At 63.4% G+C, this 14,707-nt stretch carries 14 protein-coding genes; 9 read left to right on the top strand and 5 right to left on the bottom strand.

Annotated features, from left to right (window positions below):
* Nucleotides 1–3 precede the first annotated feature (3 nt).
* The 6 genes from LOY53_RS11050 to LOY53_RS11025 all read left to right on the top strand — a co-directional run bounded on the left by LOY53_RS11050 (nucleotide 4) and on the right by LOY53_RS11025 (nucleotide 8,136).
* Nucleotides 4–786, top strand: a complete 783-nt coding sequence (locus tag LOY53_RS11050) for an amino acid ABC transporter ATP-binding protein (protein ID WP_276534034.1) — start codon at nucleotides 4–6, stop codon at nucleotides 784–786.
* A gap of 426 nt (nucleotides 787–1,212) precedes the next feature.
* On the top strand, nucleotides 1,213–2,022 hold the full coding sequence (locus tag LOY53_RS11045; RefSeq protein ID WP_252823756.1) for a gamma-glutamyl-gamma-aminobutyrate hydrolase family protein: 810 nt from the start codon (nucleotides 1,213–1,215) through the stop codon (nucleotides 2,020–2,022).
* Between the two features lie 448 nt (nucleotides 2,023–2,470).
* Nucleotides 2,471–3,382, top strand: a complete 912-nt coding sequence (gene kdgD, locus LOY53_RS11040; protein WP_027593606.1) for a 5-dehydro-4-deoxyglucarate dehydratase — start codon at nucleotides 2,471–2,473, stop codon at nucleotides 3,380–3,382.
* 104 nt (nucleotides 3,383–3,486) lie between these two features.
* On the top strand, nucleotides 3,487–4,848 hold the full coding sequence (locus LOY53_RS11035) for an MFS transporter (protein WP_027593607.1): 1,362 nt from the start codon (nucleotides 3,487–3,489) through the stop codon (nucleotides 4,846–4,848).
* A gap of 78 nt (nucleotides 4,849–4,926) precedes the next feature.
* Nucleotides 4,927–6,480 (top strand): galactarate dehydratase, encoded by a 1,554-nt coding sequence (garD, locus tag LOY53_RS11030; protein WP_186680280.1) that lies wholly within the window; start codon nucleotides 4,927–4,929, stop codon nucleotides 6,478–6,480.
* Between the two features lie 75 nt (nucleotides 6,481–6,555).
* Nucleotides 6,556–8,136 (top strand): aldehyde dehydrogenase (NADP(+)), encoded by a 1,581-nt coding sequence (locus LOY53_RS11025; protein WP_258704005.1) that lies wholly within the window; start codon nucleotides 6,556–6,558, stop codon nucleotides 8,134–8,136.
* Nucleotides 8,137–8,307: 171 nt separating this feature from the next.
* On the opposite strand, the gene LOY53_RS11020 is transcribed toward LOY53_RS11025, so the two are convergent.
* Nucleotides 8,308–9,057: a FadR/GntR family transcriptional regulator gene (locus tag LOY53_RS11020; RefSeq protein ID WP_252823752.1), complete on the bottom strand. Its 750-nt coding sequence runs from the start codon at nucleotides 9,055–9,057 to the stop codon at nucleotides 8,308–8,310.
* A 197-nt stretch (nucleotides 9,058–9,254) separates the two neighbouring features.
* On the opposite strand from LOY53_RS11020, the gene LOY53_RS11015 reads away from it, so the two are divergent.
* Together LOY53_RS11015 and LOY53_RS11010 are read left to right on the top strand one after the other, a co-directional pair.
* Entirely contained in the window at nucleotides 9,255–9,905 is a 651-nt protein-coding gene (locus LOY53_RS11015) for a DUF998 domain-containing protein (RefSeq protein ID WP_252823751.1), read from the top strand.
* A gap of 74 nt (nucleotides 9,906–9,979) precedes the next feature.
* Nucleotides 9,980–10,309, top strand: a complete 330-nt coding sequence (locus LOY53_RS11010; protein ID WP_085274370.1) for a hypothetical protein — start codon at nucleotides 9,980–9,982, stop codon at nucleotides 10,307–10,309.
* Between the two features lie 124 nt (nucleotides 10,310–10,433).
* Here the strand turns inward: LOY53_RS11010 and LOY53_RS11005 are convergent, their stop codons facing one another.
* Both LOY53_RS11005 and LOY53_RS11000 read right to left on the bottom strand, forming a co-directional pair.
* Nucleotides 10,434–11,369 carry a LysR family transcriptional regulator gene (locus LOY53_RS11005; RefSeq protein ID WP_258704004.1) on the bottom strand — a complete coding sequence of 312 codons (936 nt, stop codon included), beginning with the start codon at nucleotides 11,367–11,369 and terminating at the stop codon, nucleotides 10,434–10,436.
* Nucleotides 11,370–11,396: 27 nt separating this feature from the next.
* The gene (locus LOY53_RS11000; protein ID WP_252823747.1) at nucleotides 11,397–12,371 is read right to left on the bottom strand and encodes a quinone oxidoreductase; all 975 of its coding nucleotides are present in this window, start codon (nucleotides 12,369–12,371) and stop codon (nucleotides 11,397–11,399) included.
* Between the two features lie 194 nt (nucleotides 12,372–12,565).
* Between LOY53_RS11000 and LOY53_RS10995 the strand changes: the two genes are divergently transcribed.
* Complete coding sequence (locus tag LOY53_RS10995; protein ID WP_258704003.1) at nucleotides 12,566–13,474, top strand: LysR family transcriptional regulator; 909 nt, start codon at nucleotides 12,566–12,568, stop codon at nucleotides 13,472–13,474.
* Here the strand turns inward: LOY53_RS10995 and LOY53_RS10990 are convergent, their stop codons facing one another.
* Both LOY53_RS10990 and LOY53_RS10985 read right to left on the bottom strand, forming a co-directional pair.
* Nucleotides 13,475–13,990 carry a DMT family transporter gene (locus LOY53_RS10990; protein ID WP_258704002.1) on the bottom strand — a complete coding sequence of 172 codons (516 nt, stop codon included), beginning with the start codon at nucleotides 13,988–13,990 and terminating at the stop codon, nucleotides 13,475–13,477.
* 122 nt (nucleotides 13,991–14,112) lie between these two features.
* The gene (locus tag LOY53_RS10985) at nucleotides 14,113–14,691 is read right to left on the bottom strand and encodes a hypothetical protein (protein ID WP_027593617.1); all 579 of its coding nucleotides are present in this window, start codon (nucleotides 14,689–14,691) and stop codon (nucleotides 14,113–14,115) included.
* Between the last annotated feature and the right edge of the window lie 16 nt (nucleotides 14,692–14,707).

The following is a 14,707-nucleotide window of genomic DNA, read 5'->3' as shown; positions in this document are numbered from 1 at the left end:
AATATGACCGCCCCTTTGAGCCTTGCCAGCCTTGCTCCAGAACCCGACCCGCGCCCGGTACTGATCCGTATTGAGGGTTTGAACAAGCACTATGGCGCGTTTCATGTCTTGCGCGACATCGACCTGCAGGTCCGCGAAGGCGAACGCATCGTCCTGTGCGGCCCGTCCGGTTCGGGCAAGTCGACGCTGATCCGCTGCATCAATCGCTTGGAAGTGGCCGAAAAAGGCAGCGTCCAGGTGGATGGCACCGACCTGGCCGCCACCACGCGCCAGGCGGCGCAGATCCGCAGCGAGATCGGCATGGTGTTTCAGCACTTCAACCTGTTCCCGCACATGAGCGTGCTCGACAACTGCCTGCTGGCCCCCACCAGCGTGCGTGGGCTGTCGCGCAAGGACGCCGAGGAACGCGCGCGCATGTACCTGGCCAAGGTCGGCATCGAGAGCCAGGCGCACAAATACCCCAGCCAGCTGTCCGGCGGCCAGCAGCAACGCGTGGCCATCGCCCGCGCCTTGTGCATGAAACCCCGCATCATGCTGTTTGACGAGCCGACCTCGGCGCTGGACCCAGAGATGGTCGCCGAGGTGCTGGATGTGCTGGTGAAATTGGCAGACACGGGCATGACGATGCTCTGCGTCACCCATGAAATGGGCTTTGCCCGGCAGGTGGCCGAGCGGGTGCTGTTCCTTGAAGGTGGGCAGATCATCGAGGACAGCCCGCCGCAGGTATTCTTCAATCAGCCGAAAACCGAGCGGGCCAAAGGGTTCCTGGCGCAGATACTGCACTGAATCCGTGTAGGAGCAGCCTTGCGCTGCGAAGAGGCCAGTGCAGACACGAAGATTTACGCTGCTACCACTAGCCTCTTCGCAGCACAAGGCTGCTCCTACAGGCAGCGTGCCAATGCATACGCCGCCTTCATTGCACCGCTGCAATGAACCAACTGCGTCGTTAAATATAATTGACCTCACCCCCTACCAAACCCTTGCCGCCACAGGCCTGCAACGGTTTAACCCCCCCTGAAATCGGCGTATACCCCCCTCTAAAGCCTCTACCCGTCGTTTGACATATCGAACGGCTCTGGCAAGCTAGCAACAAGTCCCGACCGGAATCGTCGCCTCTGACGAGCCGGCAGTGCTCGGGGCTTCAGGTCGCACTCAAGGCCCGGCCGTGCGCCTGCACAACAACGACAGGTCGAACCTGTCCCAAGGTGACATATGTCCAACAGCAACATTGGCAACAAGCAACCTTCCCTGCGCAAACCCGTCGTCCTGATGACCATGGGCAGCCAAGAGCGCAAAGGCCATGACTATCAGGTCATGACCCACAAATATATTACTCCGCTGGTCGACTTCGCCGGTTGCGTCCCGGTCCTGGTGCCCACCTGCTGTGGCACTGAAGACCTCGAGACCTACCTGGACATGGCCGACGGCGTCTACCTGACCGGTGCTGGCAGCAACATCGACCCGGCCCTGTACGGCCAGGAAAACGAAACCCCCGGCAAGGGCCAGGACAAGGCACGCGACCTGTTCGACATCCCGCTGGTCAAGGCAGCCCTCAAGCGTGGCCTGCCGATCTTCGGCATCTGCCGTGGCATGCAGGAAATCAACGTGGCGCTGGGTGGCGACATCTACCAGAAGGTGTACGCCGAGCCAGGCTTCAACGACCACCGCGAAAACCCCGAAGACCCGGTCGACGTGCAGTACGCTCAAGTGCATGCCGTGAAGGTCAAGCCAGGCAGCTGGCTGCGTGACACCCTGGGCTGCGACGAGATCCGCGTGAACTCGCTGCATGGCCAAGGCCTGCGCAACTTGGGTAAAGGCATCGAGCCGATTGCCCTCGCCGAAGACGGCCTGGTCGAGGCTATTCATGCCCCAACCATTTCGCCCTTCCTGTTCGCGGTGCAGTGGCACCCCGAGTGGCAAGCCGCGAAAAACCCTGATTCGATCAAGATCTTCCAGGCCTTCGGCGACGCTTGCCGCGCCCAGGTTCGCAAGTCCCAGGTCAAGCACCATCAGGCTGCCTGACACAAAGCTTCGTTAGCTTTGATCGCGGGGCGGCGCAAGGCCGCCCCCGCTTCCCCGGTCACCCTCTGCTGGTCCCAGAACACTTCCCGTGGATGCGGGCGGCGGGCTTGTGCCTGTCTCCGCGATCTTTTTTTCCTTCCCCCTCAAGAGATACGATGACTGTTTGCCATGAACCTGCGTGCCAGGCTTCATGCATGAGCGGTTGTCGCCTACTACGCCCCATTCGCGGGCAAGCCCGCTCCCACGGGGTTTTCTAGGTGCTGAATGTTTGCGCTTTCCCTGTGGGAGCGGGTTTACTCGCGAAAGGGCCGCCTGCAGAAACACGCCTTCCTCAGCCCACCAGGGAAAAAAAATGCATCGAGGGACTAGTCATCGTACAAGTTGTACGATAACTTACCTCCATCGCTTCTACACACCCTCACCCAAGCGCCACAGGATGCCTATAACAATGAATCCACAAGAACTGAAATCCATCCTCTCCCACGGCCTGCTGTCTTTCCCGGTCACCGACTTCAATGCCCAGGGCGACTTCAACCAGGCGGGTTACATCAAACGCCTGGAATGGCTGGCCCCTTATGGCGCCAGCGCCCTGTTCGCAGCCGGCGGTACCGGTGAGTTCTTCTCCCTGGCGGCTAGCGAATACAGCCAGGTGATCAAGACTGCCGTCGACACCTGCGCCACTTCGGTACCGATCCTCGCCGGCGTTGGTGGCTCGACCCGCCAGGCCATCGAATACGCGCAAGAAGCCGAGCGCCTGGGTGCCAAGGGCCTGCTGCTGCTGCCGCACTACCTGACTGAAGCCAGCCAGGACGGCGTCGCCGCCCACGTCGAAGCCGTGTGCAAATCGGTGAAGATCGGTGTAGTGGTCTACAACCGTAACGTCTGCCGCTTGAACGCCGACCTGCTGGAAAAACTCGCCGAGCGTTGCCCGAACCTGATCGGCTACAAAGATGGCCTGGGTGATATCGAGCTGATGGTGTCGATCCGCCGCCGCCTCGGCGATCGTTTCAGCTACCTGGGTGGCCTGCCGACCGCCGAGGTGTATGCTGCCGCCTACAAGGCCTTGGGTGTACCGGTCTATTCGTCGGCCGTGTTCAACTTCGTGCCAAAGACCGCGATGGACTTCTACCACGCCATTGCCCGCGAAGACCACGCCACCGTTGGCAAGCTGATCGACGACTTCTTCCTGCCGTACCTGGACATCCGTAACCGCAAGGCCGGCTACGCAGTCAGCATCGTCAAGGCGGGCGCCAAGATCGCCGGTTACGACGCAGGCCCGGTGCGCACGCCGCTGACCGACCTGACCGCTGAAGAATACGAAATGCTCGCAGCCCTGATGGACAAGATGGGTCCGCAATAAGCGAACCCCCGCGGCCTGTCTCAGCCGCACCCGGAGTGGGAAGCCCCCACTCCGGTTACACCTCGTGAGCCCGCACAAAAATAACTAGTGGGAGTATTACCAGCATGCAAGCGACTAAGAAGACGCATGTGCGCTACCTGATCCTGTTCATGCTGTTTCTGGTGACCACGATCAACTATGCCGACCGCGCTACCATTGCAATCGCAGGCTCCAGCCTGCAGAAAGACCTCGGCATTGACGCCGTCACCCTCGGTTATATCTTCTCTGCCTTTGGATGGGCTTACGTGGCCGGCCAGATCCCTGGTGGCTGGCTGCTCGACCGTTTCGGCTCCAAGAACGTCTACGCCTTCAGCATCTTCACCTGGTCGCTGTTCACCCTGTTGCAAGGGTTTGTCGGTGGCCTGCCGGTGGCATGGGCAATCGTGACGCTGTTCACCCTGCGTTTTCTGGTTGGCTTTGCCGAAGCCCCGTCGTTCCCGGGCAACGCCCGCATCGTCGCGGCCTGGTTCCCCACCGCAGAACGCGGCACGGCCTCGGCCATCTTCAACTCGGCCCAGTACTTCGCCACCGCACTGTTTGCCCCGATCATGGGCTGGATTGTCTTCAGCTTCGGTTGGGAACATGTGTTCGTGGTCATGGGCGGCCTTGGCATCCTGTTCTCGTTCGTGTGGATGAAGACCATCTACAACCCCAAGCAACACCCGCGCATCAGCCAAAGCGAGCTCGAGCACATCGAGCAGAACGGCGGCCTGGTGGACATGGACCAGAAACGCGGCAACGACGGCCCAAAATGGGGTTACATCAAGCAGTTGCTGACCAGCCGCATGCTGCTGGGCGTGTACCTGGGCCAGTATTGCATCAACGCCATCACCTACTTCTTCCTGACGTGGTTCCCGGTGTACCTGGTGCAAGAGCGTGGGATGACCATCCTCAAGGCGGGCATCATTGCCTCGCTGCCGGCCATTTGCGGCTTCATCGGTGGCGTGCTGGGCGGGGTGCTGTCGGACTGGCTGCTGCGCCGCGGCAATTCGCTGACCTTCTCGCGCAAGCTGCCGATCGTCTGCGGCCTGTTGCTGTCGACCACCATGGTCTTCTGCAACTACGTCGACGCTGAATGGATGGTGGTCGGGTTCATGACCCTGGCCTTCTTCGGCAAAGGCATTGGTGCACTGGGCTGGGCTGTGGTCGCCGACACCTCGCCCAAGCAGATCGCCGGCCTTTCGGGCGGCCTGTTCAACACCTTCGGCAACATCGCCTCGATCACCACGCCCATCGTCATCGGCTACATCATCAGCGCCACCGGTTCGTTCAAGTGGGCCCTGGTGTATGTAGGCGCCAACGCCCTGGTCGCGGTGTTCAGCTACCTGGTGATCGTCGGCCCGATCAAGCGCATCGAGCTGCATGAACCCCCAAAGGCTGAAGCCGACGTCACCGCCAATGGTGACCTGGCAAGCGCCCGACACTGAGTGAACACGCCCGCGCCCGGCACCTGCCGGCCGCGGGCGGATGTATAAAGCCTGAGCAATCACAAGAAGGGCCCGAACATGCAGTTGATCGAACATTCCGACTCGCCCCGCTACGTCCGCCTGCACGATGACGACAATGTCGTGGTAGTGGTCAACGACGGCGGCCTGGGCGAAGGCGCCCGCTTTCCCGACGGCCTGACCCTGGTCGAAGGCGTGCCGCAGAGCCACAAGGTCGCCACCGTACTGATCGCCAAAGGCGAGCCGGTGCGCCGCTATGGGCAGATCATCGGTTACGCCCTTGAAGACTTGCCCCAAGGCAGCTGGGTGCAGGAAAGCCAGCTGGCCATGCCAGAAGCCCCAGCGCTGGACAGCCTGCCGCGCTGCGACGCCGTCCCCGACGCCTTGCCGCCACTCGAGGGGTTTACTTTCGAGGGCTACCGCAATGCCGACGGCACCGTCGGCACCCGCAACATCCTCGGCATCACCACCACCGTGCAATGCGTGACCGGTGTGCTGGAGCATGCGGTCAAGCGCATTCGCCAAGAGTTGCTGCCGCTGTACCCCAACGTCGATGACGTGGTCGCCATCACCCACAGCTACGGCTGCGGCGTGGCGATCAACGCCCGCGATGCCTACATCCCGATCCGCACCGTACGCAACCTGGCGCGCAACCCTAACCTTGGCGGCGAAGCGCTGGTCATCAGCCTGGGCTGTGAAAAGCTGCAGGCCGGCCAGGTCATGCACGACAACGACCCCTCGGTAGACCTCAGCGACCCGTGGCTGTATCGCCTGCAGGACGCCAGCCTGGGCTTCGGCGAAATGATCGAACAGATCATGGCGCTGGCTGAAACCCGCCTGAAGAAGCTCGACCAGCGCCGTCGCGAAACGGTGCCCGCCAGTGAGCTGATCCTGGGCATGCAGTGCGGCGGCAGCGATGCCTTCTCCGGCATCACTGCCAACCCCGCGCTGGGTTATGCCTCGGACCTGCTGGTACGCGCCGGCGCGACCGTGCTGTTCTCGGAAGTGACCGAAGTGCGTGACGCCATCTACATGCTGACCTCCCGCGCCGAGAACCAGGACGTGGCCGAGGCGCTGGTGCGCGAGATGGACTGGTACGACCGCTACCTGCAGCAAGGTGCGGCCGACCGCAGCGCCAACACCACGCCGGGCAACAAGAAAGGCGGCCTGTCGAATATCGTCGAAAAGTCCTTGGGCTCGATCGTGAAGTCCGGCAGCGGCGCTATTCAGGGCGTGCTCGGCCCTGGCGAGCGAGTCGCCCGCAAAGGCCTGATCTTCTGCGCGACCCCGGCCAGCGACTTTGTCTGCGGCACCTTGCAGCTCGCAGCTGGCATGAACCTGCACGTCTTCACCACCGGCCGCGGCACGCCGTACGGCCTGGCCATGGCACCCGTGGTCAAGGTGTGTACCCGCACCGAGCTGGCCGAGCGTTGGCCTGACCTGATCGACATCGACGCCGGGCGCATCGCCACAGGCCGCTCGAGCATCGAGGAACTGGGTTGGGAGCTGTTCCACTACTACCTGGACGTGGCCAGCGGCCGCAAGCAGACCTGGGCCGAACAACACCGGCTGCACAACGACATCACCCTGTTCAACCCGGCGCCGATTACCTGATGTAGCGGTTTGGCATGGCCCCTGTGTGCGGGCCATGCCGTCCTTCAGCTTTTTATTTCATCAAAGGAGCACCCCATGCCTGAGATCCTCGGCCACAACTTCATCGCCGGCCAGCGCAGCGCCGCTGGCGCGCAACGCCTGCAGAGCCTGGACGCCACCACTGGCGAGGCCCTGCCCTACAGCTTTGCCCAGGCCACCGAGGCTGAAGTGGACCAAGCCGCCCAAGCCGCCGCTGCCGCCTTCGCCGAATTCCGCCAACTGGCCCCGGCGCGCCGCGCCGAATTCCTCGATGCCATCGCCGCCGAACTGGATGAGCTGGACGATGCCTTCGTCGCCATCGTCTGCCGCGAAACCGCCCTGCCTGCAGGGCGTATCCAGGGCGAGCGCGGGCGTACCAGTGGCCAGATGCGCCTGTTCGCGCAAGTCCTGCGCCGCGGTGATTACCTGGGGGCACGCATCGACCTGGCCCTGCCGGAGCGCCAACCGCTGCCGCGTGTCGACCTGCGCCAGATGCGCATTGGCGTAGGCCCGGTTGCCGTGTTCGGTGCCAGCAACTTCCCGCTGGCCTTCTCGACTGCCGGTGGCGACACCGCCGCCGCCCTCGCCGCGGGCTGCCCAGTGGTGTTCAAGGCGCACAGCGGCCACATGGCCACGGCCGACCTGGTCGGTTGTGCCATCCAGCGCGCCGCTGAGCGCACCGGCATGCCCAAGGGCGTGTTCAACATGGTCTTCGGCGGCGGGGTCGGCGAATGGCTGGTCAAGCACCCGGCGATCCAGGCCGTCGGCTTTACCGGCTCGCTCAAGGGTGGCGATGCGCTGTGCCGCATGGCCGCCGAACGCCCACAGCCGATCCCGGTGTTTGCCGAGATGTCGAGCATCAACCCGGTGATCATCTTGCCCGGTGCCCTGGCCAAACGCGGCGAAGCCATCGCCCGCGAACTGGCAGGCTCGGTGTGCCTGGGTGCCGGCCAGTTCTGCACTAACCCTGGCCTGGTGATCGGCTTGCAATCGCCGCAATTCAGCCAGTTGCTCGCCGACTTGGGCCAGCACCTCGACCAACAGGCTGGCCAGACCCTGCTCAACGCCGGCGGCCTGCGCAGCTACGTTGGCGGCCTGGAGCACCTGCACGCCCACGCTGGCATCGAGCACCTGGCCGGCCAGGCACAGCAAGGCAACCAGGCCCGCGCCCAGCTGTTCAAGGCTGACGCCCGCCTGCTGGTCGACGCCGACCCGTTGCTGCAAGAAGAAGTGTTTGGCCCGACCACTGTGGCCGTCGAAGCCCAGGACAACGAACAACTGCGCGCCGCACTGCTCGGCCTGCGCGGCCAACTGACCGCGACCCTGATCGGCGAGCCGGAGGATTTCGAAGCGTTCGCCTGGCTGGTGCCGCTGCTGGAAGAAAAGGTCGGCCGGATCCTGGTCAATGGCTACCCGACGGGTGTCGAAGTGTGCGACGCCATGGTGCATGGCGGGCCGTACCCGGCAACCTCGGATGCACGCGGCACGTCGGTCGGCACCTTGGCCATCGACCGTTTCCTGCGCCCGGTGTGCTACCAGAACTACCCGCAGGCGCTGCTGCCTGAAGCGCTGCGCGATGGCAACCCGCTGGGGCTGCGTCGCTTGGTGAATGGGCAGTGGAGTGAAGAGGCGATCTGATCGTCTTTAGAATGAAAAAAGCCCCGCACATGTCGGGGCTTTTTCTTTTGACTGTACCGGCCCCTTCGCGGGTGAACCGGCTCCTACAGGGGGGCACGTATTTCAGGTACTGCAGTGATCCTGTGGGAGCGGGTTTACCCGCGAAGAGGCCGGCCTGGGCTACAGGAGGGCTCAGACCCCCTGAGCCTCCGCCTCTTCATGCGCGTGACGCAACCGCTCGCGGCTGTTACTCAAGTGCATGCGCATGGCCATCTTCGCCCCTTCGCTATCTTGCCGGGCAATCGCTTCGTAGATCGCTTCGTGCTCATGCATCAACCGGCTCATGTAGTGCGCCTGGTCATCATGGGCAAGGCGTGCCGAATTGAGCCGGGTACGTGGAATGATGCTGGTACCCAGGTGGTTGATGATGTCGGCAAAGTAGTGGTTGCCGCTGGCCTGGGCGATGCGCAAGTGGAACTGGAAGTCCGCCGACACGGCATCGGTCGCATGGGCCGCGCCTTCGTTAAGCTCGTCCAGCGCCGCGCGCATGCCAACCAGCTGTTCATCGCTGCGCCGCTGCGCCGCCAACCCTGCCGACTCGATCTCCAGGGCAATGCGCAACTCCAGCACCGCCAGCACTTCGCGCAGGGTCACCACGGTTGCCGGGTCGATGCGGAAACCGCCCGTGGCCGGCGCGTCCAGCACAAAAGTGCCGATGCCATGGCGGGTCTCGACCTGGCCTGCGGCCTGCAGCCGCGAGATGGCCTCGCGCACCACCGTGCGGCTAACGCCCTCTTCCGCCATGATCTGCGATTCGGTCGGCAGCTTGTCGCCGCGCTTGAGCTGGCCGCTGCGAATTCGCTCGGTCAGCACCGTGACCAGTTCCTGGGCCAGACTGCGCGGCTTGCGCCGGGTCCTTGCCTGTACCTGCTGCTCTGTCATGCCCTGTATTTCACCTTGAAAGACAGCGCCTATGATAGCGCAAGCAGTTGTACGATCACATACACCCAATGCGGTATTTCACACTGCGTCTGCGACACGCGTGATGCGAAAAATCAGCGCCACACACTGGCCCAAAGCCAGCGAAAGTCTGTACCGTGCGGCTTCGCGCTCACTTATCCATGGAAGGAAACGACAGCATGAAACTCCTCGACCGCATTCTGCTCGCCACTGGCCTGCTGATCCCCCTGTGGCTGCTGGCCGGCGTGTGGCTGACCGCCCAGGCCTACCCCGGCTATGACCACCTACAACAGGCCATGAGCCAACTCGGCGCCGTGGGTGCAGCTACCCAGGACTGGTCACCGCGGGTCAACAACTTCCCACTGGCCGTGTTGTTCGCACTCTTTGCCTGGGGCCTGGCCCGTCGCTGGCAGGGATCGACCCTGGCGCGGGTCAGCGCGGCCCTGGTGCTGCTGCATGGCCTGGGCAGCCTGGGCACCGGCTGGTTCCCCTGCGACCAAGGGTGTGCACCGGCACAGCCTTCGCTGTCGCAGCAGTTGCACAACCTCTCGGGCTTACTGATGTTCCTTTCGTTGACCTTGGCCAGTGCGCTGTGGGCCTGGCTGGGCAACCGGATGGCCGGCTCACGAGCGTTGAGCCTGTTCTCCCTGGCGGCCGTGGTGCTGGCGATCGTGACCGTCGCGCTGATGGGCCAGGCTGTTGAAAGTGGCCATCTGTTCGGCTTGTACCAGCGCTTGAACTACGGCGTATCGGTCATCTGGGTGGCAGGCCTTGCCTGGGCCAGCCTGCGTGCCCCCGCCTCAGGGCGGTTGCGAATGGCCACTGCCTGACGGCAAATTGCTGGCCCCCAGGTGTTTGAAGGGAAGGCAAACTCCCTTCTCCTTCAGATGCTTAGGACAGCAACATGCGAGTACTTCTAGCAACGATGGCCGGCTGCCTGCTGGCCACGGCCGCCTTCGGCGTGCAGGCCAGGACGCTGAGCCAGAACGATCGCCAGACCTGTGGCTGGGGCGCACAGATCGCCGCAGAAGCCCAGCAGGCCAAGCTATCAGGGGTAACCCTGTATGCCACGCGCAAGAAGTTACAGGCGCGCAAGTTCGCCAAGCCGTGGATGCGCATGACCGCGTTCGGCATTACCGAGCAGACTTACAACAGCCGTTCGCGATTGAAACCTGCCGCGATCAAGCAGACCTATTACGAGCAATGCGTGCAGCATGCCGTCGCAAGACGTTAAATTCTTATTTCTCAGTAGCTTAGCTTGAATATTTACAGCAAATCCTTAACAACAGGCAAAACAGCCAACAAATAGCTTTATTGTTTATTTTTCAATTAGTTAGACAATAAAATTAAGGCAATATCTATAGATGATCGCCCTGGTGCCGCCAGGGCGCTCCCGCACTAAACTGCTCAGTCACCCACGTTTTGAAAACCCCGAGTGCAGCGGTGTTCAGGCGTGCCGTAGGCCGCACCAGATAGATCCCTGCCGCCACGTCGAGCTGCCAGTGCGGCAGCACCCTCACCAAGCGCCCACTGGCCAAGTCCTCGCCCATCAGCCAGTCGCCGCCAGCCAATATGCCCACACCCCGCCGAGCAGCTTCGAGCAAGGCTTCATTGTCATTACTGCGCAGCGAACCACTGACCTTGACACTGACTTGCTGCGCTTGCCGGGTGAGGCGCCATTCGGGAAACGAACGCAAGCCGCTGAAGCCGAGGCAGTTATGCTCAGCTAGCTGCTCAGGCTGCTGCGGCGTGCCATGACTGGCCAAGTAGCCCGGCGAGGCGCAGAGGATGCGGCGGTGATCGCACAGCTTTTGCGCCACCAGGCGGTTATCGGCCAACTCGCCGATACGGATGGCAGCGTCAAAGCCCTCGCCGATCAGGTCAACGAAGCGATCGGCGTACTCGGCCTCCACTGTGACCTGCGGATAGGCCAGCACAAAATCCGCCAGCATCCCGCTCAACCAGCGCCGCCCCATGGCCGCCGGCAAGGCGAGGCGCAAACGCCCCCGCACCGTTACCGCCCCTTGCGTGGCGTCCTGTTCGGCTTCGGCGATCAGCCGGCTGGCCTCACGCACCCGCGCCACCAACCGCTCACCTTCGTCGGTGAAGCGCAGTTGCCGCGTGCTGCGCTCAACCAGGCGGATGCCAAGGCGTGCTTCCAGTGCGCTCAGGCGCTTGGACAGTACCGTGGGGTGGCGCGCCAGTTGCCGTCCGGCAGCCGCGAACGACCCCTGCTCGTGCAAGGCCAGCAAGGTGGCGAGTTCATCGGCGCGACGGCTGTCGAAAGCATCCATGGCAAGGCTCGGCAGAAGGTAGGGAAGTCAGGCAGTGAGAATCAGCGCGCCTTCCGACAGCCCTTGCTCCAGGTCCGCGTGGGCCCTGGCCGCTTCGGCCAGCGGGTAGCGACGCCAGACCCGAGGCTGGATGATACCTGCGTCGACCGCCGCCAGCACATCGGCGGCGCGATGCTGGTACTCCTCGACGGTGCGCGTATGGGCTGCCAGGGATGGGCGCGTGAGGTACAGCGAACCCATGGCATTGAGCGTGGCCACTTCAATGGCCGCCGGCGCGCCGGAGGTTCCGCCAAACGACACCAGCAACCCACGCGGGCGCAGGCTGTCCAGCGAGGCCTCCAGCGACACCTTGCCGACACTGTCATACACCACGTTTACACCCTCGCCCTGAGTCAACTCGCGCACCTGCCTGGCCAACGTGGCCGCCTCGAACACCAGCACATGATGGCAGCCCGCCGCCCGCGCCCGCTCGACGCTCTGGGGGCGCGACACCACACCAATCACGGTCGCCCCCAAGTGCCTGGCCCAAGACGCCATGAGCTGCCCCAATGCCCCGCCCGCGCCATACAGCAGCACCTGGGTACCCGGCCCCACGGCGTAGGTGCTCTTGAGCAAGTACTGCGCGGTGATGCCCTTGAACAAAACGGCTGCGGCGGCTTCTTCGTCCAGTGAGTCCGGCAGCTTGACCAAGCGCTCGGCAGGGAACAGCCGCTCGCTGGCATAAGCGCCTACCGGGCCCATCGCATACGCCACCCGATCCCCCACGCGCACATTGCCCACCCCTTCACCCACCGCGCTCACCCGCCCGGCGCCCTCCAGCCCCAGGCCGGACGGCAATGCCAGGGGCGCCCCGCCCTTGCGCTGCAGCACGTCCAGCGGGTTGACGCCCATGGCGGTCTGCTCCAGCCAGACCTCGCCGGGCCCTGGCACTTGCGGTTGGACCTGCTGCACCTGCATGACATCGGCAGTGCCGGTGGCGTTGAGTGTTATACGGCTGACCATGATCGATTCCTGTGAGGATGACGGTTTCGATACAGGCTAATTAGGCATGGAAAATTGAACAATACGGCACAGTGCACATGATTTCTGCAAGCTGTGCAGCAATAGCCGACCGCCATTCGCACCCACGCGCACCCAAACCAGGACATCTGTTAGGCTCATCAAAGCCCGCCCAATCAGCCTCGACTATTCGCCCCATGGATGAACTGCGCAAGATCGACCTCAACCTGCTGCTGGCCTTGCATGCACTGCTGACAGAGAAGCACGTGACCCGCGCCGCCCTGCGCCTACACCGCAGCCAGCCGGCGGTGAGCCACGCGCTGGCACAACTGCGCAGGCACTTCGACGACCCCTTGCTGATACGCCAGAATGGCCGCATGGTCCTGACTGCGCGGGCACAGGCACTGGCCAAGCCGTTGCAAGATGCCTTGGGCAACCTCAACGCCCTGCTGGCGGCTCCACTGTTCGACCCTGCCAAGGCGCAGCGCCGTTTTCGTTTGTCGTTGTCCGACTATGCTTCGCGCATCATCCTTCCGCCCCTGGTCCGCCACGTGCGCCAGGTAGCACCCGGTGTGGACCTGGCAATCAGCCAGGCCAGCCGTGAAACCATGCTGGCCCAGCTGCTCGACGGGGAGCTCGACCTCGCCTTGGGCCTATTTCCCGAACTGCCGCAGAGCATCACCGCCCAGCCCCTGTTCGAGGAACACTTCATCAGTGTTGCCGACCGCCAGGTGCTGCCTGCCAGTGGGGGCCTTGAGTTGGCCGACTGGCTGGCTCGCCCCCATGTGTTGATGGCCATGCACCCAGATGCCCATGATGAAATAGAACGCGCATTGGCCGCCCACGGCCTGCAGCGGCACATCGCCCTGGCACTGCCGCACTGGAGTGCGGCGGTCGAGGTGCTTGCGGGCACCGACCTGATTCTCACGGTGGCCAGCCGCGCGGTAGGTTCATTGCGCCAGCACCAGGCGTTGCGCCCGTTTGAGCCACCACTGGCCATCCCTTCATTTGCCTATCAGCAGGCCTGGCACAGCCGCAAAGACAGCGACGCCGGGCATCGCTGGCTGCGCGAAGCGGTGTGGGCCTGCAGCCAGCCAGGCACTTGATCAGCGCTGTGACTGCTCGAGCGCCACCGGCTTAGCCGCAGCGCTGCTCCCCCAGTTCCCCTGGACCAGAAACACCCCACACAGGATCAGTACCACGCCGGCCACCCGAGCCAGGTTGACCGGTTTGCCCCCCAGCCCCATTACCCCGAAATGGTCAGCGATGACCGCCGTCAAGATCTGCCCTGCCACCACCAGCACCAGAAAGCCCGCGGCGCCCAGTTTCGGCGTCAGTGCTGCCGCGCCGGCCACGTAGAGCGCGCCCAGCACGCCGCCAATCCACAGCCACCAGGGCCCTTGGAGGGCCTTGCCCAGGTCTGGCGTTGGCACCCGCAGTATCAGCAGCGCCGCAATCACCACCACTGAACTGACCGTCAGCGAGGTGAACGCCCCCCATAACCAGTGGCCCAACGCCCGGCCAACAGCGGCGTTGCCAGCTGCCTGAAACGGCAACACGGCACCCGCCAGCAACGCCATCGCCACAGGGATACCCAACAGAACCATCGACTTGCTCAACATGACCACCCTCACCTTGTTGTGTGATGGAGGCCATGATCGATGGATCTGCACCGGTTATGGAAATCAAACATATGCACCCCGACTATTCGCCTTGTGAATAGTCGGGCACCTCACTCGCCGACCTAGCGTGAGGTCTCTACGCGCAGCACTTCGGTGTAGATGGCATCGACCGTCTGGCCGACCTTGAGGTTCTTCATGCGCGCCTGCAGGTCAGGGTTCTCGACCTTCACCACCTGCAGCTTGCCTTCCGGCGGCAGCAGGCTCACCTCATGCTTCTTGAGGTCGATCTTCTTGATCTGCGACGTGACCTTGACCTGGCGGAACGCCTCACCGCCGGGGTTGGGGTTGTCCTTGGTGGCGCGAATGCTTCCGGACTCATCACTCACTTTAGGCGCGCCGCCCACGTCGGTATTGAGCACATAAGCCACAGCGCGGGTCACGTAGATGTCGACCGTGTCGCCGACCTTGAGGTTGGGCAGCGCCTTGGCCTTCTCGGTCAATTGGAAGGTCACAGGCTTGCCGTTGGCGCCCTCCACCGTGACCTGGCGGCTGGCCAGGTCGATAGCCTGCACCTTGGTGGTGACATGGCTTTCCAGCGCTTCGCTACCAATCGGCACATCAGCGGCCTGGGCCGTGAAGCTGCCAGCGAAGACCAGCGAGGCGAGTGCGACAGCGCGAGCGAGTGAGCTAATGGGTTTCATAGGCCTGCTTCCCTGT

The organism is Pseudomonas sp. B21-031 (assembly GCF_024748985.1).
In the GTDB taxonomy this organism is placed as follows: Bacteria; Pseudomonadota; Gammaproteobacteria; order Pseudomonadales; family Pseudomonadaceae; genus Aquipseudomonas; species Aquipseudomonas kermanshahensis.
This window is presented reverse-complemented; position numbering and strand designations above follow the sequence as displayed.

What these genes read in the sequence shown, in the direction of transcription:
- LOY53_RS11005 (WP_258704004.1), bottom strand. Translation starts at nt 11,369, where the DNA reads ATGGATGCTTTCGACAGCCGTCGCGCCGATGAACTCGCCACCTTGCTG.
- LOY53_RS11015 (WP_252823751.1), top strand. Translation starts at nt 9,255, where the DNA reads ATGAAACTCCTCGACCGCATTCTGCTCGCCACTGGCCTGCTGATCCCC.
- LOY53_RS11000 (WP_252823747.1), bottom strand. Translation starts at nt 12,371, where the DNA reads ATGGTCAGCCGTATAACACTCAACGCCACCGGCACTGCCGATGTCATG.
- LOY53_RS11035 (WP_027593607.1), top strand. Translation starts at nt 3,487, where the DNA reads ATGCAAGCGACTAAGAAGACGCATGTGCGCTACCTGATCCTGTTCATG.
- LOY53_RS11010 (WP_085274370.1), top strand. Translation starts at nt 9,980, where the DNA reads ATGCGAGTACTTCTAGCAACGATGGCCGGCTGCCTGCTGGCCACGGCC.
- garD (WP_186680280.1), top strand. Translation starts at nt 4,927, where the DNA reads ATGCAGTTGATCGAACATTCCGACTCGCCCCGCTACGTCCGCCTGCAC.
- LOY53_RS11025 (WP_258704005.1), top strand. Translation starts at nt 6,556, where the DNA reads ATGCCTGAGATCCTCGGCCACAACTTCATCGCCGGCCAGCGCAGCGCC.
- LOY53_RS11045 (WP_252823756.1), top strand. Translation starts at nt 1,213, where the DNA reads ATGTCCAACAGCAACATTGGCAACAAGCAACCTTCCCTGCGCAAACCC.
- kdgD (WP_027593606.1), top strand. Translation starts at nt 2,471, where the DNA reads ATGAATCCACAAGAACTGAAATCCATCCTCTCCCACGGCCTGCTGTCT.
- LOY53_RS11050 (WP_276534034.1), top strand. Translation starts at nt 4, where the DNA reads ATGACCGCCCCTTTGAGCCTTGCCAGCCTTGCTCCAGAACCCGACCCG.
- LOY53_RS10985 (WP_027593617.1), bottom strand. Translation starts at nt 14,691, where the DNA reads ATGAAACCCATTAGCTCACTCGCTCGCGCTGTCGCACTCGCCTCGCTG.
- LOY53_RS10990 (WP_258704002.1), bottom strand. Translation starts at nt 13,990, where the DNA reads ATGTTGAGCAAGTCGATGGTTCTGTTGGGTATCCCTGTGGCGATGGCG.
- LOY53_RS10995 (WP_258704003.1), top strand. Translation starts at nt 12,566, where the DNA reads ATGGATGAACTGCGCAAGATCGACCTCAACCTGCTGCTGGCCTTGCAT.
- LOY53_RS11020 (WP_252823752.1), bottom strand. Translation starts at nt 9,057, where the DNA reads ATGACAGAGCAGCAGGTACAGGCAAGGACCCGGCGCAAGCCGCGCAGT.